Raw genomic sequence first — 19,580 nt, 5'->3', positions numbered from 1 at the left:
GCTGCCGTCCTTTCTGGTTGGCAAGAATAGAGCAACGAAACCGCGCGCCTTGACGCCCCGCCTGGGGATGGCGATGCCGGATTTCTAAAGGGAACGGGGATGGATTCTTCCGAAGAATTTGTTCGGGTTTACTTGGGGCAGGCCGAAGAAATCTGTCGATCCATTGACGTCGGTCACGTCGCGCGGATGGTCGCCATCTTGCGCGATGTGCGGCGTGACGGTGGACGGCTGTTTTTCCTGGGGGTAGGTGGCGGCGCCGGGAATTGCTCCCACGCCGTCAACGATTTCCGCAAGATCGCCGGCATCGAAGCCTATTCTCCTGTCGACAACGTGTCCGAACTGACGGCGCGGATCAACGATGACGGATGGGAAAGCAGCTTCGCCAACTGGCTCCTCGGCAGTCGGATCGGCGCCAGGGATGCCGTCTTCGTCTTCTCCGTGGGTGGTGGCGACGAGGAAAAGGGAGTCAGCCTCAACATCGTCCGCGCTCTCGACGTCGCGAAACGAGCCGGAGCGCGGGTGCTGGGCGTCGTTGGCCGCGACGGCGGGCATACGGCCCGAGTAGCCGATGCCTGCGTGATCGTTCCCGCTGTGGCACGCGATCTCGTCACCCCGCACACGGAAGCGTTCCAGGCAGTCATCTGGCATCTGATCGTCTCTCATCCCGACCTGAAAGCGAATGAGATGAAATGGGAGTCCATCCGCTAAAGCGCCCGGAGTCGACCCACGCCGGCCCCGGACCGGAACCGGCTTCTGGCCTCCGCCCCGGCGTGTTCCTGGATCGCGACGGCGTTCTGAACCGCAGCATCGTGCAGCACGGCAAACCCTACGCGCCGCGCCGGCTCCAGGATTTCCGCCTGCTGCCCGGCGTGCGTGAGGCCCTGTGCCAACTCAAGAAGGCCGGCTTCCTGCTGGTCGTCGTCACCAACCAGCCCGACATTGGCAACGGCCTCATCGCGGCGAGCGAAGTCGCCATCATGCACGACCATCTCCGGCGGCGTGTTCCGATTGACGACATCCGGATGTGCCCCCATTCCCAGGAAGCGGGATGCCCCTGCCGCAAGCCACGCCCCGGCCTGCTGCTGGATGCCACTGCAGCCTTGAACATCGACCTTGGAAGAAGCTACATGGTGGGCGATCGCGCATCGGACATTATGGCGGGAATAGGCGCGGGCTGCTCCACGATCTTCATCGACCGCCGCTATCGGGAAACCGCACCGTCATCCTATTCGGCCAAGGTCCGGTCTCTGCCGGCCGCGGCGCGCTTTATTCTCGAACACGCATCAGGAAGCAGGGGCCGTCGATGAGCGTTCTGGACAACCTGTCGGTCAAAATCTTCGCGGACGGCGCCCATTTGGACGACATCGTGTCGTTGCACCGCCAGCCCTTCATCAAAGGCTTCACGACCAACCCGACGCTTATGCGCAAGGCGGGCGTCGCCGATTACGAGGCCTTCGGTCGCGCCGTCCTGTCCGCCGTTCCGGACCGCCCGGTGTCGCTGGAGGTGTTCGCCGACGATTTCGCGACCATGATCGCCCAGGCCAAGGCAATCGCGCGCTGGGGTGCGAACGTCAACATCAAGATACCCGTCACGACGACCGACGGGACCTACACCGGACCGGTGATCCGGGCCTTGTCCCGGAACCGGGTGACGATCAACGTCACCGCCGTGATGACCCCCGACCAGATCCGCCGCATTGCTGAAGACCTCGCCCCCGACGCGCCCGCGATCGTGTCTGTGTTCGCCGGCCGCATCGCGGACAGCGGTATCGACCCCGTCCCGCTGATGCTCCAGGCGCGCGAGATCCTGGCAACCCGGCCGCGGGCCGAGCTGCTGTGGGCCAGCCCGCGCGAGATCCTGAACCTGATCCAGGCGGACGAGGCGGGGTGCCACATCATCACCATGACGCCCGATCTGCTCGCCAAGATCCCCTCCCTGGGCAAGAGCCTCGACGCCTTCTCCCTAGAAACCGTGCGCATGTTCCACCGCGACGCCGCCACCGCGGGATACACCATCGACATCGATGACGCGGGCGCCTCCGTCCACCGAGAAACCCCGGAATGCACAATCCCATGAACAAGGTTCTGATCACCGGCGGCGCCGGCTACGTCGGCTCGGTTCTGACCCCGCAACTCCTCGCCGCCGGCCATCATGTGACCGTCTACGACGCGCTGTTCTTCGGGAACCATCTGGAGCCGCACCCACAACTGCGCGTGATCAAGGGCGACATCCGCGACACCAGCCGGCTGGAGGTGGCCTTCGCCGGCATGGACGCGGTCATCCACTTGGCCTGCATCTCCAACGACGCCAGCTTCGAGCTGGACGAGGCGCTCAGCACCTCAATCAACCTGGACTGCTTCGAACCGATGGTCGTCGCGGCCAAGCGGGCCGGCGTCCGGCGCTTCATCTACGCCTCCTCGGCATCGGTCTACGGCGTCAGCGACGCCCCGGAAGTCACCGAGGAGCACCCGTTGCTGCCCATCACCCTGTACAACCGCTACAAGGGCATGTGCGAACCGCTGCTCCTGAAGCACCAGTCCGCGGATTTCGTCTGCGTGGTGATCCGCCCGGCCACGGTGTGCGGCTACTCGCCCCGGCTGAGGCTCGATCTGTCGGTCAACATCCTGACCAACCACGCCGTCACCAACGGCCGGATCCGCGTGTTCGGCGGCGGGCAGAAACGCCCGAACCTGAACATTCTGGACATGTGCGACCTGTACCAGCTTCTTCTGCGGTTGCCGGACGAGCGGGTGGCCGGGGGTATCTTCAACGCCGGTTACCAGAATCAGAGCATCGGCGCCATCGCCGAGATCGTGCGATCGGTCGTCGCCCGGGAGTTTCGAGAAAAGGACATGGTCGACATCGTCACCGAACCAACCGACGACATCCGATCCTATCACATCAATTCCGATAAGATCGCCCGCGAGTTGGGTTTCACGCCCCACCACACCATCGAGGACGCGGTGCGCGGCCTGTGCCAGGCGTTTCGGGACGGTCGGATCCCGGACAGCATGACCGACGACCGCTACCACAACGTCCGCCGCATGAAAAACCTCCAGGCCCGCTGAAATGCCCGCTGACATGAAGGATTTGGCAATCGTCACCGGCGGGGCCGGGTTCATCGGCAGCCATGTCGTGGATACGCTGGTGGCCCACGGCATTCGCGTGCGCGTGATCGACAATCTTTCCGGCGGCCGGACCAGCAACTTGGCGCAGCACGACGGAAACCCCGATGTCGAGTTGTTGGAGCGCGACATCCGGACGCTCTCCCCGGAGACCAACCTCTTCGCGGGTGCCCGCCATGTCTATCATTTCGCGGGAATCGGCGACATCGTGCCGTCCATCGAGCGCCCGCTGGACTATATGGACGTCAACGTCCAAGGCACGGTCCGTGTGCTGGAATGCGCACGGGCGGCGGCGGTGGAAAAGGTCGTCTATGCCGCCTCGTCCTCCTGCTACGGGCTGGCGGAAGTGCCGACCCGCGAGGACCACCCCATCGCCCCGCAATATCCCTACGCCCTCAGCAAATGGATGGGGGAGCAGGCCTGCTTTCACTGGCACCGGGTCTACGGCCTGCCGGTGAACGCGATCCGCATTTTCAACGCCTACGGGCCGCGGGTGCGGACCACCGGTGCCTACGGCGCCGTGTTCGGCGTGTTCATGCGCCAGAAGCTGGCCGGGAAACCCTTCACCGTGGTCGGCGACGGAACCCAGAAGCGCGATTTCGTCTTCGTGACCGATGTCGCGGATGCCTTCCGCCGGGCCGCCGGCACGCCGCTGGCCGGACGCATCTGGAATCTCGGCGCCGGAAATCCGCAGCCGGTCAACCGGCTGGTGGCGCTGATCGGGGGGCCGGTGGTCCATGTGCCGGAGCGGCCGGGAGAACCCGCCTGCACCTGGGCCGATATCGGCTCCATCACCGCCGACCTCGGCTGGTCCCCCGCCATCCCCTTCGAGGAGGGCGTCGCCCGCATGCTGGCCGACATCGAGGTCTGGCGGGACGCTCCCCTTTGGGATCCCGACTCCATCGCCCAGGCCACCAGGACCTGGTTCGCCTACCTGCAAAAGGACTGACGGCATGTCCGTGTCACTTGCCGAGCGCTACGCCCACAAGATCAAATCGCGTGACGCCCTGTGCGCGGCCGTCGGGCCGTTTCCACGCGACCGCTCCGTAATCATGTGCCACGGCGTGTTCGACCTCGTGCATCCCGGCCATCTGCGGCACCTGCTCTACGCCAAGAGCAAGGCGGACATCCTCGTCGCCAGCCTGACCTGCGACGCCCACATCAACAAGGCGTCCAACCGTCCCTTCGTTCCCCAGCAGCTCCGGGCTCTGAACCTGGCGGCGCTGGAGATGGTCGACTACGTCATCATCGACGACAACCCGACACCGCTGGAGACGCTGCGGCTCCTCCAGCCCGACTTTTACGCCAAAGGATACGAGTACAACGCCGACGGCCTCAATCCCAAGACGGCGGATGAGCTTGCCGTCCTGCAAAGTTATGGCGGCGAACTCCTGTTCACTCCCGGTGACATCGTCTACTCCTCTTCCGCACTCATCGAAGCGGCGCCGCCCAATCTGGCCGTGGAAAAGCTGCTGCTGCTCATGGAGGCGGAGGGCATCGATTTCGACACGCTGCGCCGGACGCTCGACGCCTTCGCCGGCATCAAGGTGCATGTGGTCGGCGACACCATCGTGGACAGTCTGACCTACACCACCATGATCGGCGGCATGACCAAGACGCCCACCATGTCCGTCCGCCTCGACGGCCGGGAGGACTTCATCGGCGGGGCCGCCATCGTCGCCAAGCATCTGAAGACGGCCGGCGCCGAGGTCACCTTCACGACGGTGCTCGGCGACGACGCCCTGAAGGATTTCGTGCTTCGGGATCTCACCGAAGCCGGCGTGGAACTCCGCCCCGTCATCGACCGGGCGCGCCCCACCACGAACAAGAACGCCATCGTCTGCGGCGATTACCGCCTGCTCAAGCTCGACACGCTGGACAACCGCAGCATCTCCGAGTGGGTGCTGGCCCGGTTCGAGGAGCAGATCCGGAGCACCCCCGCTCAGGCCGTGGTATTCAGCGATTTCCGGCACGGCATCTTCAACCGGCTGACCATTCCCCGCCTGACCGGGAGCATCCCCGACGGGTGCTTCCGCGTCGCCGACAGCCAAGTCGCCAGCCGCTGGGGCAATGTCCTGGATTTCAGGGGCTTCGACATGCTCACCCCCAACGAACGGGAGGCGCGCTTCTCGCTCGCCGATCAGGACACCGGGGTCCGCCCGCTGGCCGCCCGCCTGTTCCGGGAGGCCGGTGCGGGGCTGATCATCCTGAAGCTCGGTGACCGCGGCCTTCTCACCTGCCGGTCCGGAAACGAGCTGGACGTGCGGTCGTTCTTCGTCGTCGACAGCTTCGCCGGCCCCATCGTCGACCCCGTCGGGGCGGGCGACGCCCTGCTCGCCTACGCCACCTTGAGCATGCGGGCCACAGGCTCCGCGATCGTCGCGTCGATCCTCGGTTCCGTCGCCGCTGCCCTCGAATGCGAAGCGAACGGTAACCTGCCGGTGACGCCGCAGGCCGTGCGATCGCGCATCGACGCCCTGGAGCAGCAGGCCCGGTACGGAGCATAAGCCATGCGCGTCGTGATCGTCGGGTTGGGAACACAAGGGGCCAAGCGTCTCCGGGTGGCCGGGAAAGCCGTGGTGGCGACCGTCGATCCCCATGTGGGCGAAGCGACGCACCGGCGGCTGGAGGATGTCCCGTCAGACCGCTTCGACGCCGCGCTGGTCTGCACGCCGGAAGCCGCGAAGGACGAGACGCTGGCCCGTCTGCTGGCCGACGGGAAGCATGTCCTGGTGGAAAAACCGCTTCTCCTGCCGCGCCCCCGGTTGCTCGCCCTGGAGTCCCTGGCCGCCAAATGCGGGGTGGTCTGCTACACCGCCTACAACCACCGATTCGAGCCGCACGCGATGCGCATGGCCGAAACGATCCGTTCGGGCCGGCTCGGCACCCTCTACAGTCTCCGCCTTTTCTATGGCAACGGAACCGCCCGCGACGTGAGGAATTCGCCCTGGCGCGACCAGGAGCCCGGCGTCCTGTCCGATTTGGGCTCCCACCTGCTCGACCTTCTGATCTTCTGGCTCGGCGCGGTGCCGGAGCCCCTCCGTCTGGTCGTGGCCAACCGGCACGAGAACCGCGCGCCGGACCATGTGGTGGCCTGCGGCGGCGGCCGTCCCTGGATCGAGATCGAGACGTCGCTCCTGTCCTGGCGGAACCATTTCTCCTGTGATGTCTACGGCGAGCGGGGCAGCGCCCATATCGAGGGCCTGTGCAAGTGGGGTCCTAGCACCTTCACCGTCCGCGACCGCGTCCTGCCCAGCGGCCGTCCGGCGGAGGAACAGCACACGCTGGTCCGGCCGGATCCGACCTGGGAGGCCGAATACGCGCATTTCACCACCCTGTGCGCTGGTGGCGGCCCAGGAAATCTGCGCAACGACATCGCCATCGCCGACGCCCTGCACCGCTTGGCGGACGCGGCCCGCACCCCCTCCAAGGAATCTTCGGCATGACGGCACCGGTCATTGGTTTCGTGGGTCTGACCCATCTCGGCATGGTGTCGAGTGCCGCCACCGCCGCCCGCGGTTTTCCGACGATCGTCTGGGACCCCGATGAGAATCGCGTGGAGGCGGTCCGCCAAAAGCGGCTGCCGGTCCTGGAGCCGGGACTCGACGCGCTGCTGGAGCGGGGTGAAGAACGCCTGTCGGTGACCGCCTGCGCCGGGGATCTTCGCCGTTGCAACATCGTCTACATCGCCACCGACGTGCCGACGGACGAAACCGGGGCGAGCGATCTGTCGGTGATCGAGGCGTGCGCCGATGCCGCCCTGCGCCAGCTGGGACCGGACGCCCTCCTGGTCGTGCTCTGCCAGGTGCCTCCCGGCTTCACCCGGCGCCTGCCGCTCCCGACGGAGCGGCTGTTCTATCAGGTGGAAACGCTCGTGTTCGGGCAGGCGGTCGCCCGCGCCCTGGAGCCCGAGCGCTTGATTCTCGGTTGCGCCGACCCCGGCGCTCCTCTCCCCGCCCCTCTGACGGCCTATCTGCAGGCCTTCGGCTGCCCCGTCCTGCCGATGCGTTACGAGAGCGCGGAACTCTGCAAGATCGCAATCAATGGCTTTCTTGCCGCCTCCATCTCCATGACCAACGCGCTCGCCGAACTGAGCGAACATCTGGGAGCCGACTGGGCGGAAATCGTTCCGGCGCTCCGCCTTGACCGGCGGATCGGTCCCTTCGCCTATCTGGCCCCCGGCTTGGGCATCGCCGGCGGAAACATCGAGCGTGACCTTGCGACGATGATCCGCCTGGGCCAAGGGTCCGGCAGCGACATTGGCCCCGTGGTTGCCTGCCTCGCCAACAGCCGCCACCGCCGGGACTGGGTCCAACGGGTTCTGGAACGCGCGTTGCCGCCCCCCGCCGACGGCTGGCGGATCGGCGTGCTGGGACTCGCCTACAAGGAAAACACTCGGTCAACGAAGAATTCGCCCGCCCTCGCTCTTCTGGACGGCCTGCCCAGCACCCGGGTCTGGGCTTACGACCCGGCGGTTCCCGACGACGCGGTCCATCACCCCGGCCTGCTGCGCGTCGGCTCCCCCCTTGAGGCGGCGCTGGACGTCGACGCGCTTGCGATCATGACCCCTTGGCCGGAGTTTCGCGAGCTGGTTCCGGCCCAGCTCGCGGAGGTTATGAGGGGCCGCCTGATCATCGATCCGTACCGGACACTCGACACGCAAGCCGTTCGCGAGGCGGGCCTGCGCTATCATACACTCGGCATGCCCCCGCTCGGCTGACTCGGCCGCGCCCTTGCAACGGCGACCCATCGATGCAGCTCCCTTCCTTGACCGTTCCCTATGTGGACATGGCCCGTGAGACGGCTCCCCTGCTGGACGAACTGCGGCATGCCGCAGACCGCGTCCTGCGGTCCGGCCTCTACATCCTGGGCGAAGAGGTCACCGCCTTCGAGGCGGAGTTCGCCGCCTATTGCGGGGCACGCCACGCTGTCGGCGTCGGCAACGGCACGGACGCCCTGACGCTGGCCCTGCGCGCCGTTGGGGTGAAGGCGGGAGACGACGTGCTCACAGCGGCGAACTCCTTCGCCGCCAGTGCGGCCTGCGCGGCGGCGCTCGGCGCGCGGCCCGTCTTCGCCGATGTCGGCGAGGATATGAATCTCGATCCACAACGCCTGTCCGACGCCATCACGCCGCGGACCAGGGCCATCGTTGCCGTCCACCTGACCGGCCGGCCGGCCGACATGGACGGGATTCTCGCCGTTGCCGACGCATCCGGAATCCCGGTGGTCGAGGACGCCGCCCAGGCGGCGGGCGCCATCTACAAAGGGCGCAGGGTCGGCACCTTCGGCAAGGCTGCGGCCTTCAGCCTGCATCCCAACAAGACGCTGGGAGCCTTTGGTGACGGCGGCATTCTGGTGACCGATGATTCCGACATCCATGCCTTCCTGTTGCGGGCTCGCAATCACGGGCTGGGGGAGGGCGGCTGCGCGTTCTGGAGCGTCAACAGCCGCCTCGACCCCCTACAGGCTGCCCTGCTGCGGGTGAAGCTGCCACATTTGGACGAATGGAACGCGCGGCGCCGGGACATCGCCCGGCTCTACCGCGAGGCCATCGCCGGCACGGTCACCACACCGACCGAGCACCCCCACGAGCAGCCGGTCTATCACACCTTCATCATCCGCTCCGACCACCGCGAGGCGCTTTCCCGGCATCTGGCCCGGTGCGGTGTCGAAACCCGCATCCACTATCCCGTACCATTGCACGCGCAGCCCGCCGCGTTGCGTGCCCCTGGGGCTGACGTCCCGCTGGGTGGGCTGCCCCTGACCGAACGCTTGGCACGGGAAATCCTCAGCCTGCCGATCTTCGTGACGATGACCCGCGGGGAGATCGACCACGTCATCGGCGCAATCCGGGAGTTCCGTCCTTGAACCCTCCAACCCCGCCGCGCGTCGGCGAGCGCCATGCGCTGATCACGGGCGCGAGTTCAGGCATCGGTGCCGCCGCCGCCCGCGCCCTGGCGGCCGATGGGTGGATCGTTCATGCCTGCGCCCGGCGCGAAGAGCGGTTGCGGGCCGTGGTCGGAGAAAACGGCTTCACCTACCGGTGCGACGTCGGCGATGCGGCCGATGTGGCGGCCATGGCCGCCGCGGTCGCGAGCCGGACGCCCGCGCTCGATGCACTGGTCACCGCCGCCGGCTCTTTTGGCGCCATCGGCGCCATCGGCACCGTCGATCCGGATGCTTGGCTGAACGGGTTGCGGGTGAATCTGTTTGGCACCTATCTGTGCGTCCATCATCTTCTGCCCCTTCTGAAAGCCGCATTGGATCCCCGCATCGTCAATTTCTCCGGCGGCGGCGCCTTCAACGCGGTTCCCAACTACAGCAGCTACGCGGTTTCCAAGGCGGGCGTCGTGCGCCTGACCGAAAATCTGGCTGCCGAGTTGGCTCATCTGGGGATCAGGGTCAACGCAATGGCGCCGGGATTTGTCGCCACGGAGATCCATGAGGCTACGCTGGCGGCCGGCGAGGATGCTGCGGGCGCGCTGTACGCTGAGACGCGCGCGAAAATGGAGCGTGGCGCCATACCCATGGAGATTCCGGTGGCGTGCCTGCGCTATCTGCTCTCGGACGCCTGCCGTCTGACCGGGAAGACGATCAGCGCCAGCTTCGACCCCTGGCGCTCTGGCCTTTTCGAAGCGCATGAGCAGGCGCTGAACGCCGGCGACCTTTACACCATGCGCCGCATGAACGCGGTCAACCTGCCGGGCGACGAAGTTGCCGCGGCGATCGTCAAGGCTCCTCGCGCCGGTTGATGCCGGGATCCGGCAGAGCCGCCGGCTCCAGAACCTGTCTGGTGGCGACACGTCCTTGGCGGCTTGCACCGTGAGCTGGGCGGCAACCTTGGCATTTGTCAGGTCGCATGGACTGGGCGGTCGACAAAGCGCATCATGCCGCAGCCACGTCCTTTTGGTAGCCATGTCCTTTTGAATGTCATCGTGCGCGTTCAGGTCGAAGCCATGGTCGGGGCGAGTCCGCTCATCCGCACGTCCCCGGCGCCTGCAGGCCGAGATCGGCCGCGACGCGCTCCCACCCCTCGGCGGATGTCGGGGCGGTCTTGCGCAGGACCCAGACCCCCGTGGTGTGCAGCGCATCGTCGCTCCGCACCACCAAATGCGGTTTGTCCGCGTCGGGCGTTCCGGAGAGGGCGAAGCGGTCCAGGGTCGCATCGCTCAGGCTCCCGTCGAAAACCCCGGTGGGCCGCAGCCCCGTATGCGTCGACAGGGCGTCTTGCAACGCCTGCGCCCTCTCCGGCACGACCATCCAGGCCGCCGCCCGCGCGCCGAGGGCGACTTCCGCCGAAAAGGCCAGCAGCCCCCCGTCCTCAAGGCGGGCGTCCGCCCACGCCAGCCACGCCAGCAAGCCGCCGCCGCCGCCTCGCGCGGCCGTCCCCTGCGGGAACAGCACGGCCCCCCACCGCGCGTCGCGAAGGGCGGGCGCGGCGCGCCCTTGCCCATGGACCGTCACGAAATCGGAATGGAACAGACGGCGCTTGCCGAGCCAAGCAGTCCGGTCGATTCCCGAATCCGGCAGTGCCGCCACGGCGTCCACATGGCCGGCGCGGTCGGCCAGGAACAACGGCAGGCCGTCCGGCGCGCGGCTGACCACGGCGACGCGCGCGTCGGCGACGTCACCCCCCAGTTCCGTCAGGGCGTAGAGCAGTTGCGTGTGCTCCCAGACCCCCCGGCTGCGCTTGAAGTAGTTGTAGGTCGAGGCGTGGTAGGAGAGCCCCTCGATGGTGTGCCGGTGGGCCAGGGCGAACCAGTCCGGGTCTTCCCAATCCTCCATCGCGGCGATCTTGCTGAACACCGGCTTGCCTTCCGGGCGGCGGGCTCTGGCGACCGCGGGCCGCAGTTCCGTCCGCAGTGCGGCAGAAAAGCGCCGGCGTCCGGCCGCCTCGCGGATCGCCGCCTTCCGTTCCTCGCCAAGGTCGAGTCCCGGCCAGTCCAGCGCCGCCAGCAGCGGCTCGCTGAACACGCGCGGGTCGATCGCGTCGAGGTCCGCGTCGCGCACGCGCGCCAGATCGCTCTCCACGATGGCTGTCTCGTAGCGGTCGATGCCGTGCCGGCGGCCGAGCGCCCGTCCCAAGGCGTCGCCCAACTCCGTCACGCCGCGCGGAAGGAAGACCGCCGGGCCGCCGGGCCGCACGAAGCCGTGCTGGACGCGGCAACTGAAGGGGATGCGGACGAACCGGATTTCGGCTTCCACGAAGATGCCGGCCCATGTGTTGATCGCGTTGATGGCGATGACCTTGCGCGGTGCCGCCCCGGCCCGCTGGCGCCGCCGCTCGCCTTCGCAGAGCCGCTGGAAGGCCCCCTTCAGCCGGCCGAGCGCGTCGCGCCGCTCCGGCGTGATCCGGGCGAACCACGGGTCCGGCTCCTCCGCCGGCAACAGATGGTCGTCCAGACCAAACTCGAACAGCAGGACGTCGGCGTCGCGGTCGATCCGCTCCAGCCCGGCGCACTCCTCGCGGTCCGGGTCGAGGTCATCGATCGCCCCGATGACATCCGTGCCGATGAGCAGCCGTCCCGTCCCCAGCCGCTGCCAAGCGGTGCGGACCAGATCCAGCATCCGGCGGTTTCCGCCGACATAGCCGAGGACGGACTCCCGTGGCAGGTTCACCAGATGGTTGACCGCATAGGGCAGCGCGTGCTCCGGCTCGTAGCGGAGCCGGAAGGGCGTCATGGGGTCGTTCGGCGCCTCGGTGTGATCGGCCTCCAGCCCCGGCAGGACCGCGTCCAGGGCCGGCACGTAGCGCGCGCCCGGCGGAGCCGTGCCGGGGAACTCCTCGATCGCCTCGCCCGCCAGCCCCCAACAGTCGGCCTGATCCGGCAGGTGAAGCTCCTCCACCCGGTCCACGTAGCGGATCGGGTCGTTCATCAGCGTGTCGTCGGCGTGCACCCGGGTCGCCTGCCGCCCGTGGCCGCAATGGAAGGCGAACAGCCGGTCGAGCAGCGACGACGTCTCTCCCCGCAGCCGGTTCAGCCGGATGCACAGGTTCATGTCGACGTTGGAGCCGACCAGCATCGCCTCGTTGCAGCCATCGATCGCGAGGTAGTCGTCGCGTAGGATGAGTTGGAAGTCACCGATGCCGTCGAAGCGCGTCACCGGTCCGGTCAGGACCACCTCGTTGATGTGGAGGCGCCGCCCCAGCTCGCCCAGGCGGGCGATGCTGCCGGCCGGATCGCGGCGGTCGAAGGTCTCCCACAGGCTTTCCGGCAGCTCGAAGCGCGGTGTCTGGTAAAAACCATCCGGCAGTTCCGCGACGATGCCCGACATGGACCGGGAGCGATTCCGCGGCATGAAGAGCATGTCGGGGTTGGTCGAGAGGATCCAGCGGTTGTCCGGGTTCATGCGCCGCACCGCGACGTTCCGGGCGACCGCCTCCAGCACCGGGTAAGGGGTCCGGGCGCGGAACCGCTCGTGATGCCGGGGCCGCACGCGCAGCACGCGCAGCCGGGACAGGCAACGGTCGGTCAGCGTGTCGCGAATGGCTTCGACCAGGGTCGGGTGATCGTCGGGGCTGTTGTAATCGACGAACAGGATCTCGTCGCCGGCATCCGTCAACTGCTCGGCGATGGCGTTCAGCCCGATGGCGGTGCGCTTGTGAAGGTTGTAGCCGTAATCGTCGTTGCGGCCGTACACCACCACCGAAAGCATCCGGGCAGCCCCTTGGTTTTTCGCGAACACCCGCCAGCGGCCTACCCCAGGCGGCGCGTTCTCTACAAGCTGTAAATTTCCGCGGGTGCCCGCTGCGCCATCTTGCGGCACCGATATGCCTTGACCGGCCGGGAACGGGTGGCCCAAGTTCGCCTTTTGCGATCGTCTTTCCCGTGCGGACCGCCATGACCTCAGCGTCCACCCTCGATCCCGATTGGCTCGCCCGTATCGACGCTGCCGACGTCATCTTCGTGGCCCAGGACGGCTTCAAGCTCGCCCCGGCCCGCGTGCGCTGCTACAGCTTCGCCAAGCTCGTCAATCAGCGCGGGCTGCGGGCGGAGGTATTGTCCTTCTTCGACCACCTCGGCGCGACGGAACAGGGCGGGCCGGTGGCCGGTCTCGCGGAGGAGGAAAAGCTCCGCCTGAACCTGCTCGCCTTCGAGGTGCTGTCCCGCAACCCGCGGGCGCTGCTCTACGTGCAGAAGGCCGGCTACCACGCGATCGCCTGCCTGCTGGCGGCCGCGCGCAACGGCAACCGGATCGTGCTGGACTACGACGACTACGATCTGGGCAGCCGGCCCTACTGGCGGATTGACCCCTGGTTGCCGGCGTTGCAGCCCGAACAGTTCCTGGCCCGTTTCGCCGCCCGGGCGGAAAGCTGCGTGGCGTCAAGTCGGCGCATCTTCGACCTGATCGCTCCCTTCAACCCGAACACCCACCTCGTCCACACGGTGGCGGACCGGGATCTGTTCAACCCCGACCGCCGCGGCGAACCGCGGCGGCGTTTCGGCGACGCCGTGAACATCCTGTGGTGCGGGGACGTGTGGGGCGACATCCCAATGAAGGATATCTTCTTCGGCGTCGACGCCTTCGCCCTGGTGCCGAGCCACATCCGCCGGAAGGCCAGGTTCCACATCATCGGCTTCGGCCGCGCCTGGGAGGAGTTGAAGCGGCGGTTGCGGCAGCGCTATCCGGACATGGACGATCTGGTCTTTCACGAGCACATCCCGCCGAGCGCGTTCGGGGCAGTGCTCGCCGAAATGGACATCGGCGTGCTGCCTTACGCGGACAACGCGTTCAACGCGTCGAAAAGCCCCACCAAGATGTTCGAATACATGCTGAGCAAGGTGGCCATCTGTTCCACCCCGGTGGGCGAGGCGGTGCATTGCCTGGAGGACGGCGCGTCCATTCTGCTGGGCGACGGGCTGGAGGACTTCTCCGCCCGTCTGGCGACGCTGATCGACGACGACGACCGGCGCCGCGCCGTGGCCGACGCCGCCTACGAGCGGGCGCTCGCCGACTACACACTGGACGCCATCGGCGACCGGCTGGTGGCCATCATCCGGCAGGCCATGGCGCCAGCCTCGGCCCATCAGGCCCTCGTCCCGCTGGGGGACTTCATGCGGCAGGCGCTCGGCCGCCGGCTGCCGGTGGCTCCGCGTGAGGTCGAACTCGCCCGAAGCGACCTGCAGGCCATCGCCGCCGCGCCCGATCTGGAGACCGTGGAGCCGCGCCGCTGGTCCGCGCCGCTGCTGGCTCTGCTCGACTGGCCCGGCACCGCGCCGGGCGAGGGCATGTCCGAGGAGCGCATCGCCCGGATCAGGGACGCCGCGCTCAGCCGCCGCAACGCCCGCGGTCTTCGCCCGCTTCTGCGCACCCCCGCCGCGCGACGGCCGCAGGGGCCGCCGCGCTTGGGCAAACTGGCGGCGTCGGAGGATTGGGAAGACCCGGCCTGGTTCGGCTGGGCGCAGCGCTTCAAGACGAACTGCGGCACCTTCCACGTCAACGAAGCCGACCACATCCCCGACTTCCAGCAGATCCGGGACGACGACCTCCTCAACCATGTCTACAGCTACTTCAAGCGCAGCCGGGGAACCTGGGAGCGCGTGCAGCTCCTGTACGGGCTGGACCGGCTCGGGCTGCTCGACGGCACGGCTCGGATTCTGGCCGCCAGCCCCGCGGTGGACGGCTTCTACCTAGCCCTGACGGAATGGACGGCCGGCGTGGACGTGGTGGACATCGGCCCCGGCGCGGACGCGCGGGCGGAGCGCGCGGCCTCGGGGGAGATGGACACCTGGCTGCTGAAGCCGCGCCTGTTCGCCCGCGACCGCATCGCCGTCCACCACGGATTGCCCGATTGCGGCGCCTTCGCGGAGCGGCGTTGGGACGCCGTGCTTCTTCTCCAGAACGCGATCTTCGCCCCCTCGGCCGCCGCCCTGCTGTCCTGGGCGGACGAGCGGCTGGCGCCCGGCGGCGTGCTGGCCTTTGTGGCCGACGTGAACCTCAACGGCGGAACGGATGCCGCCGGCCTGGCCCCCGGCCTCATCCCCGACGCCGCCGGGGGCGGCGGCCTTCCGGCCCTGCTCGCCCGCCACACGGGGCTGAAGGTTTTGGACGCCTTCGACGCCTCGCTGAGCGACGCGACGCTCGACCGTCTGGTGCGGACCGGGGCACCCAGCGCCGCGAACCCGCATCTCGTGACGTTCACCGGCGACACCCTGCACGCCTCGTCCGTCTGGTTCTGTCGCAAGACCGCCCCGACGCCGGCCAGCGGATGGTCCCACCTCGCCGCAGCGTTGCGCGGATGAGGCGAAGTCGTGAGCGGCCGAGCGATTGGCGCGGTCTTGCGATGTTAGGCTTTGTTGACCAGCCTCCTTCGATCATCCGTGACGGTTTCCAGACAAGGGTTTGGGCAAGGATTTGGCCCGCAACGCCATGAGCCATCACCGTATCGCCGCCGCGCAGCGGTGGAATGCCGAAGCGGCGCGCGCAGCTTTCTCCGACCGTGCAACCGCCCCGAAGTTGCCGGCTCTGACGTTTTGAGACGGCAGGATCGAGCCGCCGCCAGCCACTTCTCTGCTCCCCACGCGGGCGGAGGGTGTATAAGACAGCCCTTTCCCGCCTCGCTCTTCCAAAAGGAATCTTTTCCATCATGACCCACTCCCGCCGCATTTCGGTGATCGGACTCGGCTACGTCGGTCTGCCGGTGGCCGTCGCCTTCGGCCGGACGGGCGCGCCGGTGGTTGCCTTCGACATCGACGCGCGCCGCATCAAGGCGCTGCGGGAGGGGCACGACCACACGGGCGAGGTGGCGGACGCGGATCTGGCGGCGGCCCGGCTGCACCTGACCGACGATCCGGCGGATCTGGCGAAGGCCGATTTCCACATCGTCACCGTGCCGACCCCCATCGACGACGCCAAGCGCCCCGATCTGCGCCCGCTGCTGGCCGCCAGCCGCACCGTCGGGCGGCATCTGAAGCGCGGCGACGTGGTGGTCTACGAGTCCACCGTCTATCCCGGCGCCACCGAAATGGACTGCGTGCCGGTGCTGGAGGCTGAATCGGGCCTAACCTATGGGCGGGACTTCACCGTCGGCTACTCGCCGGAACGCATCAACCCCGGCGACCGGGAGCACCGCTTCGAGACGATCACCAAGGTGGTTTCCGGCTCCGACCCGGCGACGCGGGCGCTGGTCGCCGCGGTCTACGGCAGCGTGGTCAGGGCCGGGGTGCACGAGGCCGCCTCCATCGCCGTGGCGGAGGCCGCCAAGGTGATCGAGAACACCCAGCGCGACGTCAACATCGCGCTGATGAACGAGCTGGCGGTGATCTTCCACCGGCTGGGCATCGACACCCGGGACGTGCTGGCCGCCGCCGGCACCAAATGGAACTTCCTCAAGTTCCAGCCAGGCCTCGTCGGCGGCCACTGCATCGGCGTGGACCCCTATTATCTGACCCACCGGGCGGAGCAGCTCGGCCACAACCCGGAAGTCATCCTGGCGGGCCGGCGCATCAACGACACCATGGGCCAGTATGTGGCGCAGGAGACGGTGAAGCGGCTTCTGCGTCGGAGGACCGGGCCGGCTAGGCCGCTGCGGGTGACGGTGCTGGGCCTGACGTTCAAGGAGGACGTGCCCGATATCCGCAACACCCGCGTGGTGGACATCGTGGCGGAGCTGGCGAGCTTTGGGGTGGAGGTCGCGCTTCACGATCCACTGGCTTCGGCGGAAGAGGTGGCCCACGAGTACGGCCTGACCCTGACCGCGCGGGACGCCCTGCCGCCCGCCGATGCGGTGGTGCTAGCCGTTCCCCACGCCGTCTACCGGGAGGAAGGCTGGGAACTGGCGACCGGCCTGCTGAAGGACCGGCGTGGCCTCGTTATGGACATAAAGAGCCTGCTCGACCGCGGCGGTGTGCCGGATGGCGTGGAACTGTGGCGGCTGTAACCGCGGCCCACCGCAGAAGACTTTTCGGGCCAACCCCACCGCGTGGCGACCCGTTACGACAAGCTCGAGGCCCACTATCTCGCCTTCGTCGAGATCGCCTCGACTCTAGTCTGGTTGCGCAGTTTTGGCGACAGTAATTATTAAATTAAATCGCGATCTTTCGTTTCATTATCCCTTTTACGGTATAATCTCATTAATGATATGGTAGGAGACCCCCATAATAATTGCTATTAAAATAGCCATTTTCCACCCATGTGAGTTTACAGACTTCGCTAAATCCGACGAGACAGACCGAATTTCATTTATGACATTAGATGGTGCATGTCGGGATTCATCGGTGGCATTGGCTTCCAATAGGTCAGTGCGCTTGTTACGATGGCGATTAACCACATCATTCTCCTGTTCAAGAGCAGATAGACGAATATCTGTGACTTCGCCTAATTTTTGGGAGTGCCTGCCTGGGATCGTGCAATCCTCCGCCCGCCGCTCCGAGCGCCTCGTCGACATTCAGAGCCATATTGCGCTCGCCCTGGGCGGCTCGTCCAGCGCCTCGCTATCCCGGTCTCCGCCGACACCCTCCTGCGGCTCTCTACCAAGGCGCCGCGCGTCGACGCCCCGGCGCCTCGGGTGCTGGGGAGTGGACGAGTGGGCGTGGCGCAAGGGCCATCGCTACGGGACCATCCTGGTCGACCTCGAGCGTGGCGACGTGGTGGACCTGCTGCCGGATCGGGACGCCTCCAGTTTCGCCGCATGGCTGCGCGCGCCCCCTGGGGTGGAGGTGATTGTTCGCGATCGGGCCGACGTGTGCCGAAGGCGCCCGCCAGGGCGCGGCGAGTGCGGTCCATGTCGCCGACCGCGGACATCTCCTGCGCAATCTTAGTGATGCCGTGTGCTCGGCGGTCGGCGGGCACCACGCTGCCGTCCGACGCGCCGCGACTGATTGCGCATCGGCAGGCGCAGCTCCGGCGCTGCCCGCCGCACCCGTTCCGCCAGCCACTCCGCATGGGGGCCAGTTTCCGCGCCACCGGCGGCCGCGCCTTGTAACCGGGCGCTGCGCCCCGGGCGTACCGCCGAACCGTGTTCCGCGATACGCCCAGTTCACGAGCAATCTCCCGGATGCTCTTGCCCTGCTTCAACATGACCCGGATCGTGCCCCGAGGCGTGGTGTCTGAGGGGGCGTAGGTGCTGTTCGGCGAGTTGAAGCCGCCGGTCTACTCCACTGCAATCGGCAGCGGGTCAGCGGTGTGAGGGTGGCACAGCTCGGTCAGGCTTTCCATGGTCATGTAGCGCCGGCACACCGCCCACTCGTCGTGTTGCTCCAGCAGCAAGGCGCCAACCAGCCTGCGAACCGCCCCCTCGCCAGGGAAGATACCAACGACGTTGGTGCGCCGCTTGATCTCGCCATTCAGGCGTTCCAGAGGGTTCGTGCTGTGCAGCTTGGTGCGCAGATCCTTCGGGTAGGCCATGTAGGCCAGCACGTCGAACTCCGCCTCGTCCATCAGCGCCGCCAGCTTGGAAAAGCGCGGCCGCAGGCTGTCGGCGACCCGGCGCCACTGCTCGTGCGCCGCCTCGGCGGTCTCCTGGGCAAAGGCGGTGCGGATGGTGGCGGCGACCATCGTCTGGTGCGCCTTGCCGACGCAGGCCAAGAGATTCCGCATGCAATGAACTCGACAGCGCTGGAGGGTCACGCCCAGCACCTTGGAGGCGGCGGCCTTCAGCCCGAGATGCGCGTCGGCGATCATCAGCTTCACACCCCGCAGCCCCCGGCGGGTGAGCGAGCGCAGGAAGTCGCTCCAGAAGGTCTCCGCCTCCGACAGCCCAAGGCCGAGCCCCAGCACCTCGCGCCGGCCGTCGGTGTTGACGCCGATCGCCAGTATGGCGGCGAGCGAGACGATGCGGCCGTCCTGGCGCACCTTCACATACGTCGCGTCCAGCCACACGAACGGCCAGTCGCCCTCCAGCGGGCGGGTCAGGAAGGCGTGGACCCGCTCGTCGATCTCCTCGCACAGGCGGCTGACCTGGCTCTTGGAGATACCGGTCATGCCCATCGCCTTGACCAAGTCATCGACGTTGCGCGTGGAGATGCCCTGCACGTACGCCTCCTGGATCACGGCGATCAGCGCCTTCTCCGCTGTGCGCCGCGGCTCCAGGAAAGCCGGGAAGTAGGAGCCGCGTCGCAGCTTGGGGATGCGCAGATCGATGGCGCCGGCGCGGGTCTCCCAGGTTCGCTCGCGGTAGCCGTTGCGCTTGGTCAACCGCTCGTCCGAGCGCTCGCCGTAACCGGCGCCGGTCAACGCCTCGACCTCCAACTCCATCAGGCGCTGAGCGGCGAAGCCGACCATCTCGCGCAGGAAGTCGGCGTCGGCGCTCTTTCCAATCAGTTCGTGAAGAGCGATCCTGTCCCCGGTCATCGTGTCACTCCGTCTCGGTTGATGGTCGTCAAGCAACCTCAACTTAGCCGAAGAGCACGGTGACCGCCCGCTCCCGGACGGCTGGCCCGCCTGCGCCAGCTATGGGGAGCGCTCCGGCGGGCCAGCCTCACGTCTCAGACACCACTCGGCGGGACACGGCC

At 67.5% G+C, this 19,580-nt stretch carries 15 protein-coding genes and 1 pseudogene; 13 read left to right on the top strand and 3 right to left on the bottom strand.

Translation table 11 applies throughout. The annotated features are described in order from the left end of the window. The first annotated feature begins 99 nt into the window (after nt 1–99). Genes AC1DVI_RS25250 through AC1DVI_RS25205 form a run of 10 tightly spaced genes read left to right on the top strand, consistent with a single transcriptional unit; the run spans nt 100 to nt 9,878 of the window. Complete coding sequence (locus AC1DVI_RS25250) at nt 100–708, top strand: SIS domain-containing protein (RefSeq protein WP_476960308.1); 609 nt, start codon at nt 100–102, stop codon at nt 706–708. Next, nucleotides 690–1,307, top strand: a complete 618-nt coding sequence (locus tag AC1DVI_RS25245; protein WP_476960307.1) for a D-glycero-alpha-D-manno-heptose-1,7-bisphosphate 7-phosphatase — start codon at nt 690–692, stop codon at nt 1,305–1,307. Before AC1DVI_RS25250 ends, AC1DVI_RS25245 begins: the two co-directional genes overlap by 19 nt. Next, nucleotides 1,304–2,077 carry a transaldolase gene (locus tag AC1DVI_RS25240; protein WP_476960306.1) on the top strand — a complete coding sequence of 258 codons (774 nt, stop codon included), beginning with the start codon at nt 1,304–1,306 and terminating at the stop codon, nt 2,075–2,077. The genes AC1DVI_RS25245 and AC1DVI_RS25240 overlap by 4 nt, the downstream gene beginning before the upstream one ends. Next, entirely contained in the window at nt 2,074–3,069 is a 996-nt protein-coding gene (locus tag AC1DVI_RS25235; protein WP_476960305.1) for an NAD-dependent epimerase/dehydratase family protein, read from the top strand. The genes AC1DVI_RS25240 and AC1DVI_RS25235 overlap by 4 nt, the downstream gene beginning before the upstream one ends. A 13-nt stretch (nt 3,070–3,082) precedes the next feature. After that, on the top strand, nt 3,083–4,075 hold the full coding sequence (locus tag AC1DVI_RS25230; protein ID WP_476960304.1) for an NAD-dependent epimerase/dehydratase family protein: 993 nt from the start codon (nt 3,083–3,085) through the stop codon (nt 4,073–4,075). Nucleotides 4,076–4,079: 4 nt separating this feature from the next. Next, nucleotides 4,080–5,633: a PfkB family carbohydrate kinase gene (locus tag AC1DVI_RS25225; RefSeq protein WP_476960303.1), complete on the top strand. Its 1,554-nt coding sequence runs from the start codon at nt 4,080–4,082 to the stop codon at nt 5,631–5,633. Nucleotides 5,634–5,636: 3 nt separating this feature from the next. Continuing rightward, the gene (locus tag AC1DVI_RS25220; protein WP_476960302.1) at nt 5,637–6,572 is read left to right on the top strand and encodes a Gfo/Idh/MocA family protein; all 936 of its coding nucleotides are present in this window, start codon (nt 5,637–5,639) and stop codon (nt 6,570–6,572) included. Further along, on the top strand, nt 6,569–7,846 hold the full coding sequence (locus tag AC1DVI_RS25215) for a UDP binding domain-containing protein (RefSeq protein WP_476960301.1): 1,278 nt from the start codon (nt 6,569–6,571) through the stop codon (nt 7,844–7,846). The genes AC1DVI_RS25220 and AC1DVI_RS25215 overlap by 4 nt, the downstream gene beginning before the upstream one ends. 32 nt (nt 7,847–7,878) lie before the next feature. Next, a complete protein-coding gene (locus tag AC1DVI_RS25210; protein ID WP_476960300.1) occupies nt 7,879–8,994 on the top strand; it encodes a DegT/DnrJ/EryC1/StrS family aminotransferase in 1,116 nt (371 codons plus the stop codon). Then, nucleotides 8,991–9,878 (top strand): SDR family NAD(P)-dependent oxidoreductase, encoded by an 888-nt coding sequence (locus AC1DVI_RS25205; RefSeq protein ID WP_476960299.1) that lies wholly within the window; start codon nt 8,991–8,993, stop codon nt 9,876–9,878. The genes AC1DVI_RS25210 and AC1DVI_RS25205 overlap by 4 nt, the downstream gene beginning before the upstream one ends. A 223-nt stretch (nt 9,879–10,101) precedes the next feature. Here AC1DVI_RS25205 and AC1DVI_RS25200 read toward each other — a convergent pair whose 3' ends face one another. After that, the gene (locus tag AC1DVI_RS25200) at nt 10,102–12,783 is read right to left on the bottom strand and encodes a hypothetical protein (protein WP_476960298.1); all 2,682 of its coding nucleotides are present in this window, start codon (nt 12,781–12,783) and stop codon (nt 10,102–10,104) included. Nucleotides 12,784–12,968: 185 nt separating this feature from the next. Between AC1DVI_RS25200 and AC1DVI_RS25195 the strand changes: the two genes are divergently transcribed. The 3 genes from AC1DVI_RS25195 to AC1DVI_RS25185 all read left to right on the top strand — a co-directional run bounded on the left by AC1DVI_RS25195 (nt 12,969) and on the right by AC1DVI_RS25185 (nt 17,888). Then, nucleotides 12,969–15,371: a glycosyltransferase family protein gene (locus AC1DVI_RS25195; protein WP_476960297.1), complete on the top strand. Its 2,403-nt coding sequence runs from the start codon at nt 12,969–12,971 to the stop codon at nt 15,369–15,371. 344 nt (nt 15,372–15,715) lie between these two features. After that, nucleotides 15,716–17,008 (top strand): nucleotide sugar dehydrogenase, encoded by a 1,293-nt coding sequence (locus AC1DVI_RS25190; protein ID WP_476960296.1) that lies wholly within the window; start codon nt 15,716–15,718, stop codon nt 17,006–17,008. Nucleotides 17,009–17,312: 304 nt separating this feature from the next. Next, on the top strand, nt 17,313–17,888 hold the full coding sequence (locus AC1DVI_RS25185; RefSeq protein ID WP_476960295.1) for a transposase: 576 nt from the start codon (nt 17,313–17,315) through the stop codon (nt 17,886–17,888). A gap of 178 nt (nt 17,889–18,066) precedes the next feature. Here AC1DVI_RS25185 and AC1DVI_RS25180 read toward each other — a convergent pair. Further along, nucleotides 18,067–18,168: pseudogene (locus tag AC1DVI_RS25180) on the bottom strand (helix-turn-helix domain-containing protein); the annotation flags it as partial. A gap of 51 nt (nt 18,169–18,219) precedes the next feature. Continuing rightward, complete coding sequence (locus AC1DVI_RS25175) at nt 18,220–19,419, bottom strand: IS256 family transposase (RefSeq protein WP_476960294.1); 1,200 nt, start codon at nt 19,417–19,419, stop codon at nt 18,220–18,222. Between the last annotated feature and the right edge of the window lie 161 nt (nt 19,420–19,580).

Source organism: Azospirillum sp. P4_B5, from assembly GCF_056402275.1.
Note: the sequence above shows the minus strand (reverse complement) of the source record. Positions and strands in the feature narration are given on the sequence as shown.

Excerpts from the sequence above, each read along its gene's own strand:
- AC1DVI_RS25250 (WP_476960308.1), top strand. The coding sequence starts at position 100 with ATGGATTCTTCCGAAGAATTTGTTCGGGTTTACTTGGGGCAGGCCGAA.
- AC1DVI_RS25245 (WP_476960307.1), top strand. The coding sequence starts at position 690 with ATGGGAGTCCATCCGCTAAAGCGCCCGGAGTCGACCCACGCCGGCCCC.
- AC1DVI_RS25240 (WP_476960306.1), top strand. The coding sequence starts at position 1,304 with ATGAGCGTTCTGGACAACCTGTCGGTCAAAATCTTCGCGGACGGCGCC.
- AC1DVI_RS25235 (WP_476960305.1), top strand. The coding sequence starts at position 2,074 with ATGAACAAGGTTCTGATCACCGGCGGCGCCGGCTACGTCGGCTCGGTT.
- AC1DVI_RS25230 (WP_476960304.1), top strand. The coding sequence starts at position 3,083 with ATGAAGGATTTGGCAATCGTCACCGGCGGGGCCGGGTTCATCGGCAGC.
- AC1DVI_RS25225 (WP_476960303.1), top strand. The coding sequence starts at position 4,080 with ATGTCCGTGTCACTTGCCGAGCGCTACGCCCACAAGATCAAATCGCGT.
- AC1DVI_RS25220 (WP_476960302.1), top strand. The coding sequence starts at position 5,637 with ATGCGCGTCGTGATCGTCGGGTTGGGAACACAAGGGGCCAAGCGTCTC.
- AC1DVI_RS25215 (WP_476960301.1), top strand. The coding sequence starts at position 6,569 with ATGACGGCACCGGTCATTGGTTTCGTGGGTCTGACCCATCTCGGCATG.
- AC1DVI_RS25210 (WP_476960300.1), top strand. The coding sequence starts at position 7,879 with ATGCAGCTCCCTTCCTTGACCGTTCCCTATGTGGACATGGCCCGTGAG.
- AC1DVI_RS25200 (WP_476960298.1), bottom strand. The coding sequence starts at position 12,783 with ATGCTTTCGGTGGTGGTGTACGGCCGCAACGACGATTACGGCTACAAC.
- AC1DVI_RS25195 (WP_476960297.1), top strand. The coding sequence starts at position 12,969 with ATGACCTCAGCGTCCACCCTCGATCCCGATTGGCTCGCCCGTATCGAC.
- AC1DVI_RS25190 (WP_476960296.1), top strand. The coding sequence starts at position 15,716 with ATGACCCACTCCCGCCGCATTTCGGTGATCGGACTCGGCTACGTCGGT.
- AC1DVI_RS25185 (WP_476960295.1), top strand. The coding sequence starts at position 17,313 with ATGACATTAGATGGTGCATGTCGGGATTCATCGGTGGCATTGGCTTCC.
- AC1DVI_RS25175 (WP_476960294.1), bottom strand. The coding sequence starts at position 19,419 with ATGACCGGGGACAGGATCGCTCTTCACGAACTGATTGGAAAGAGCGCC.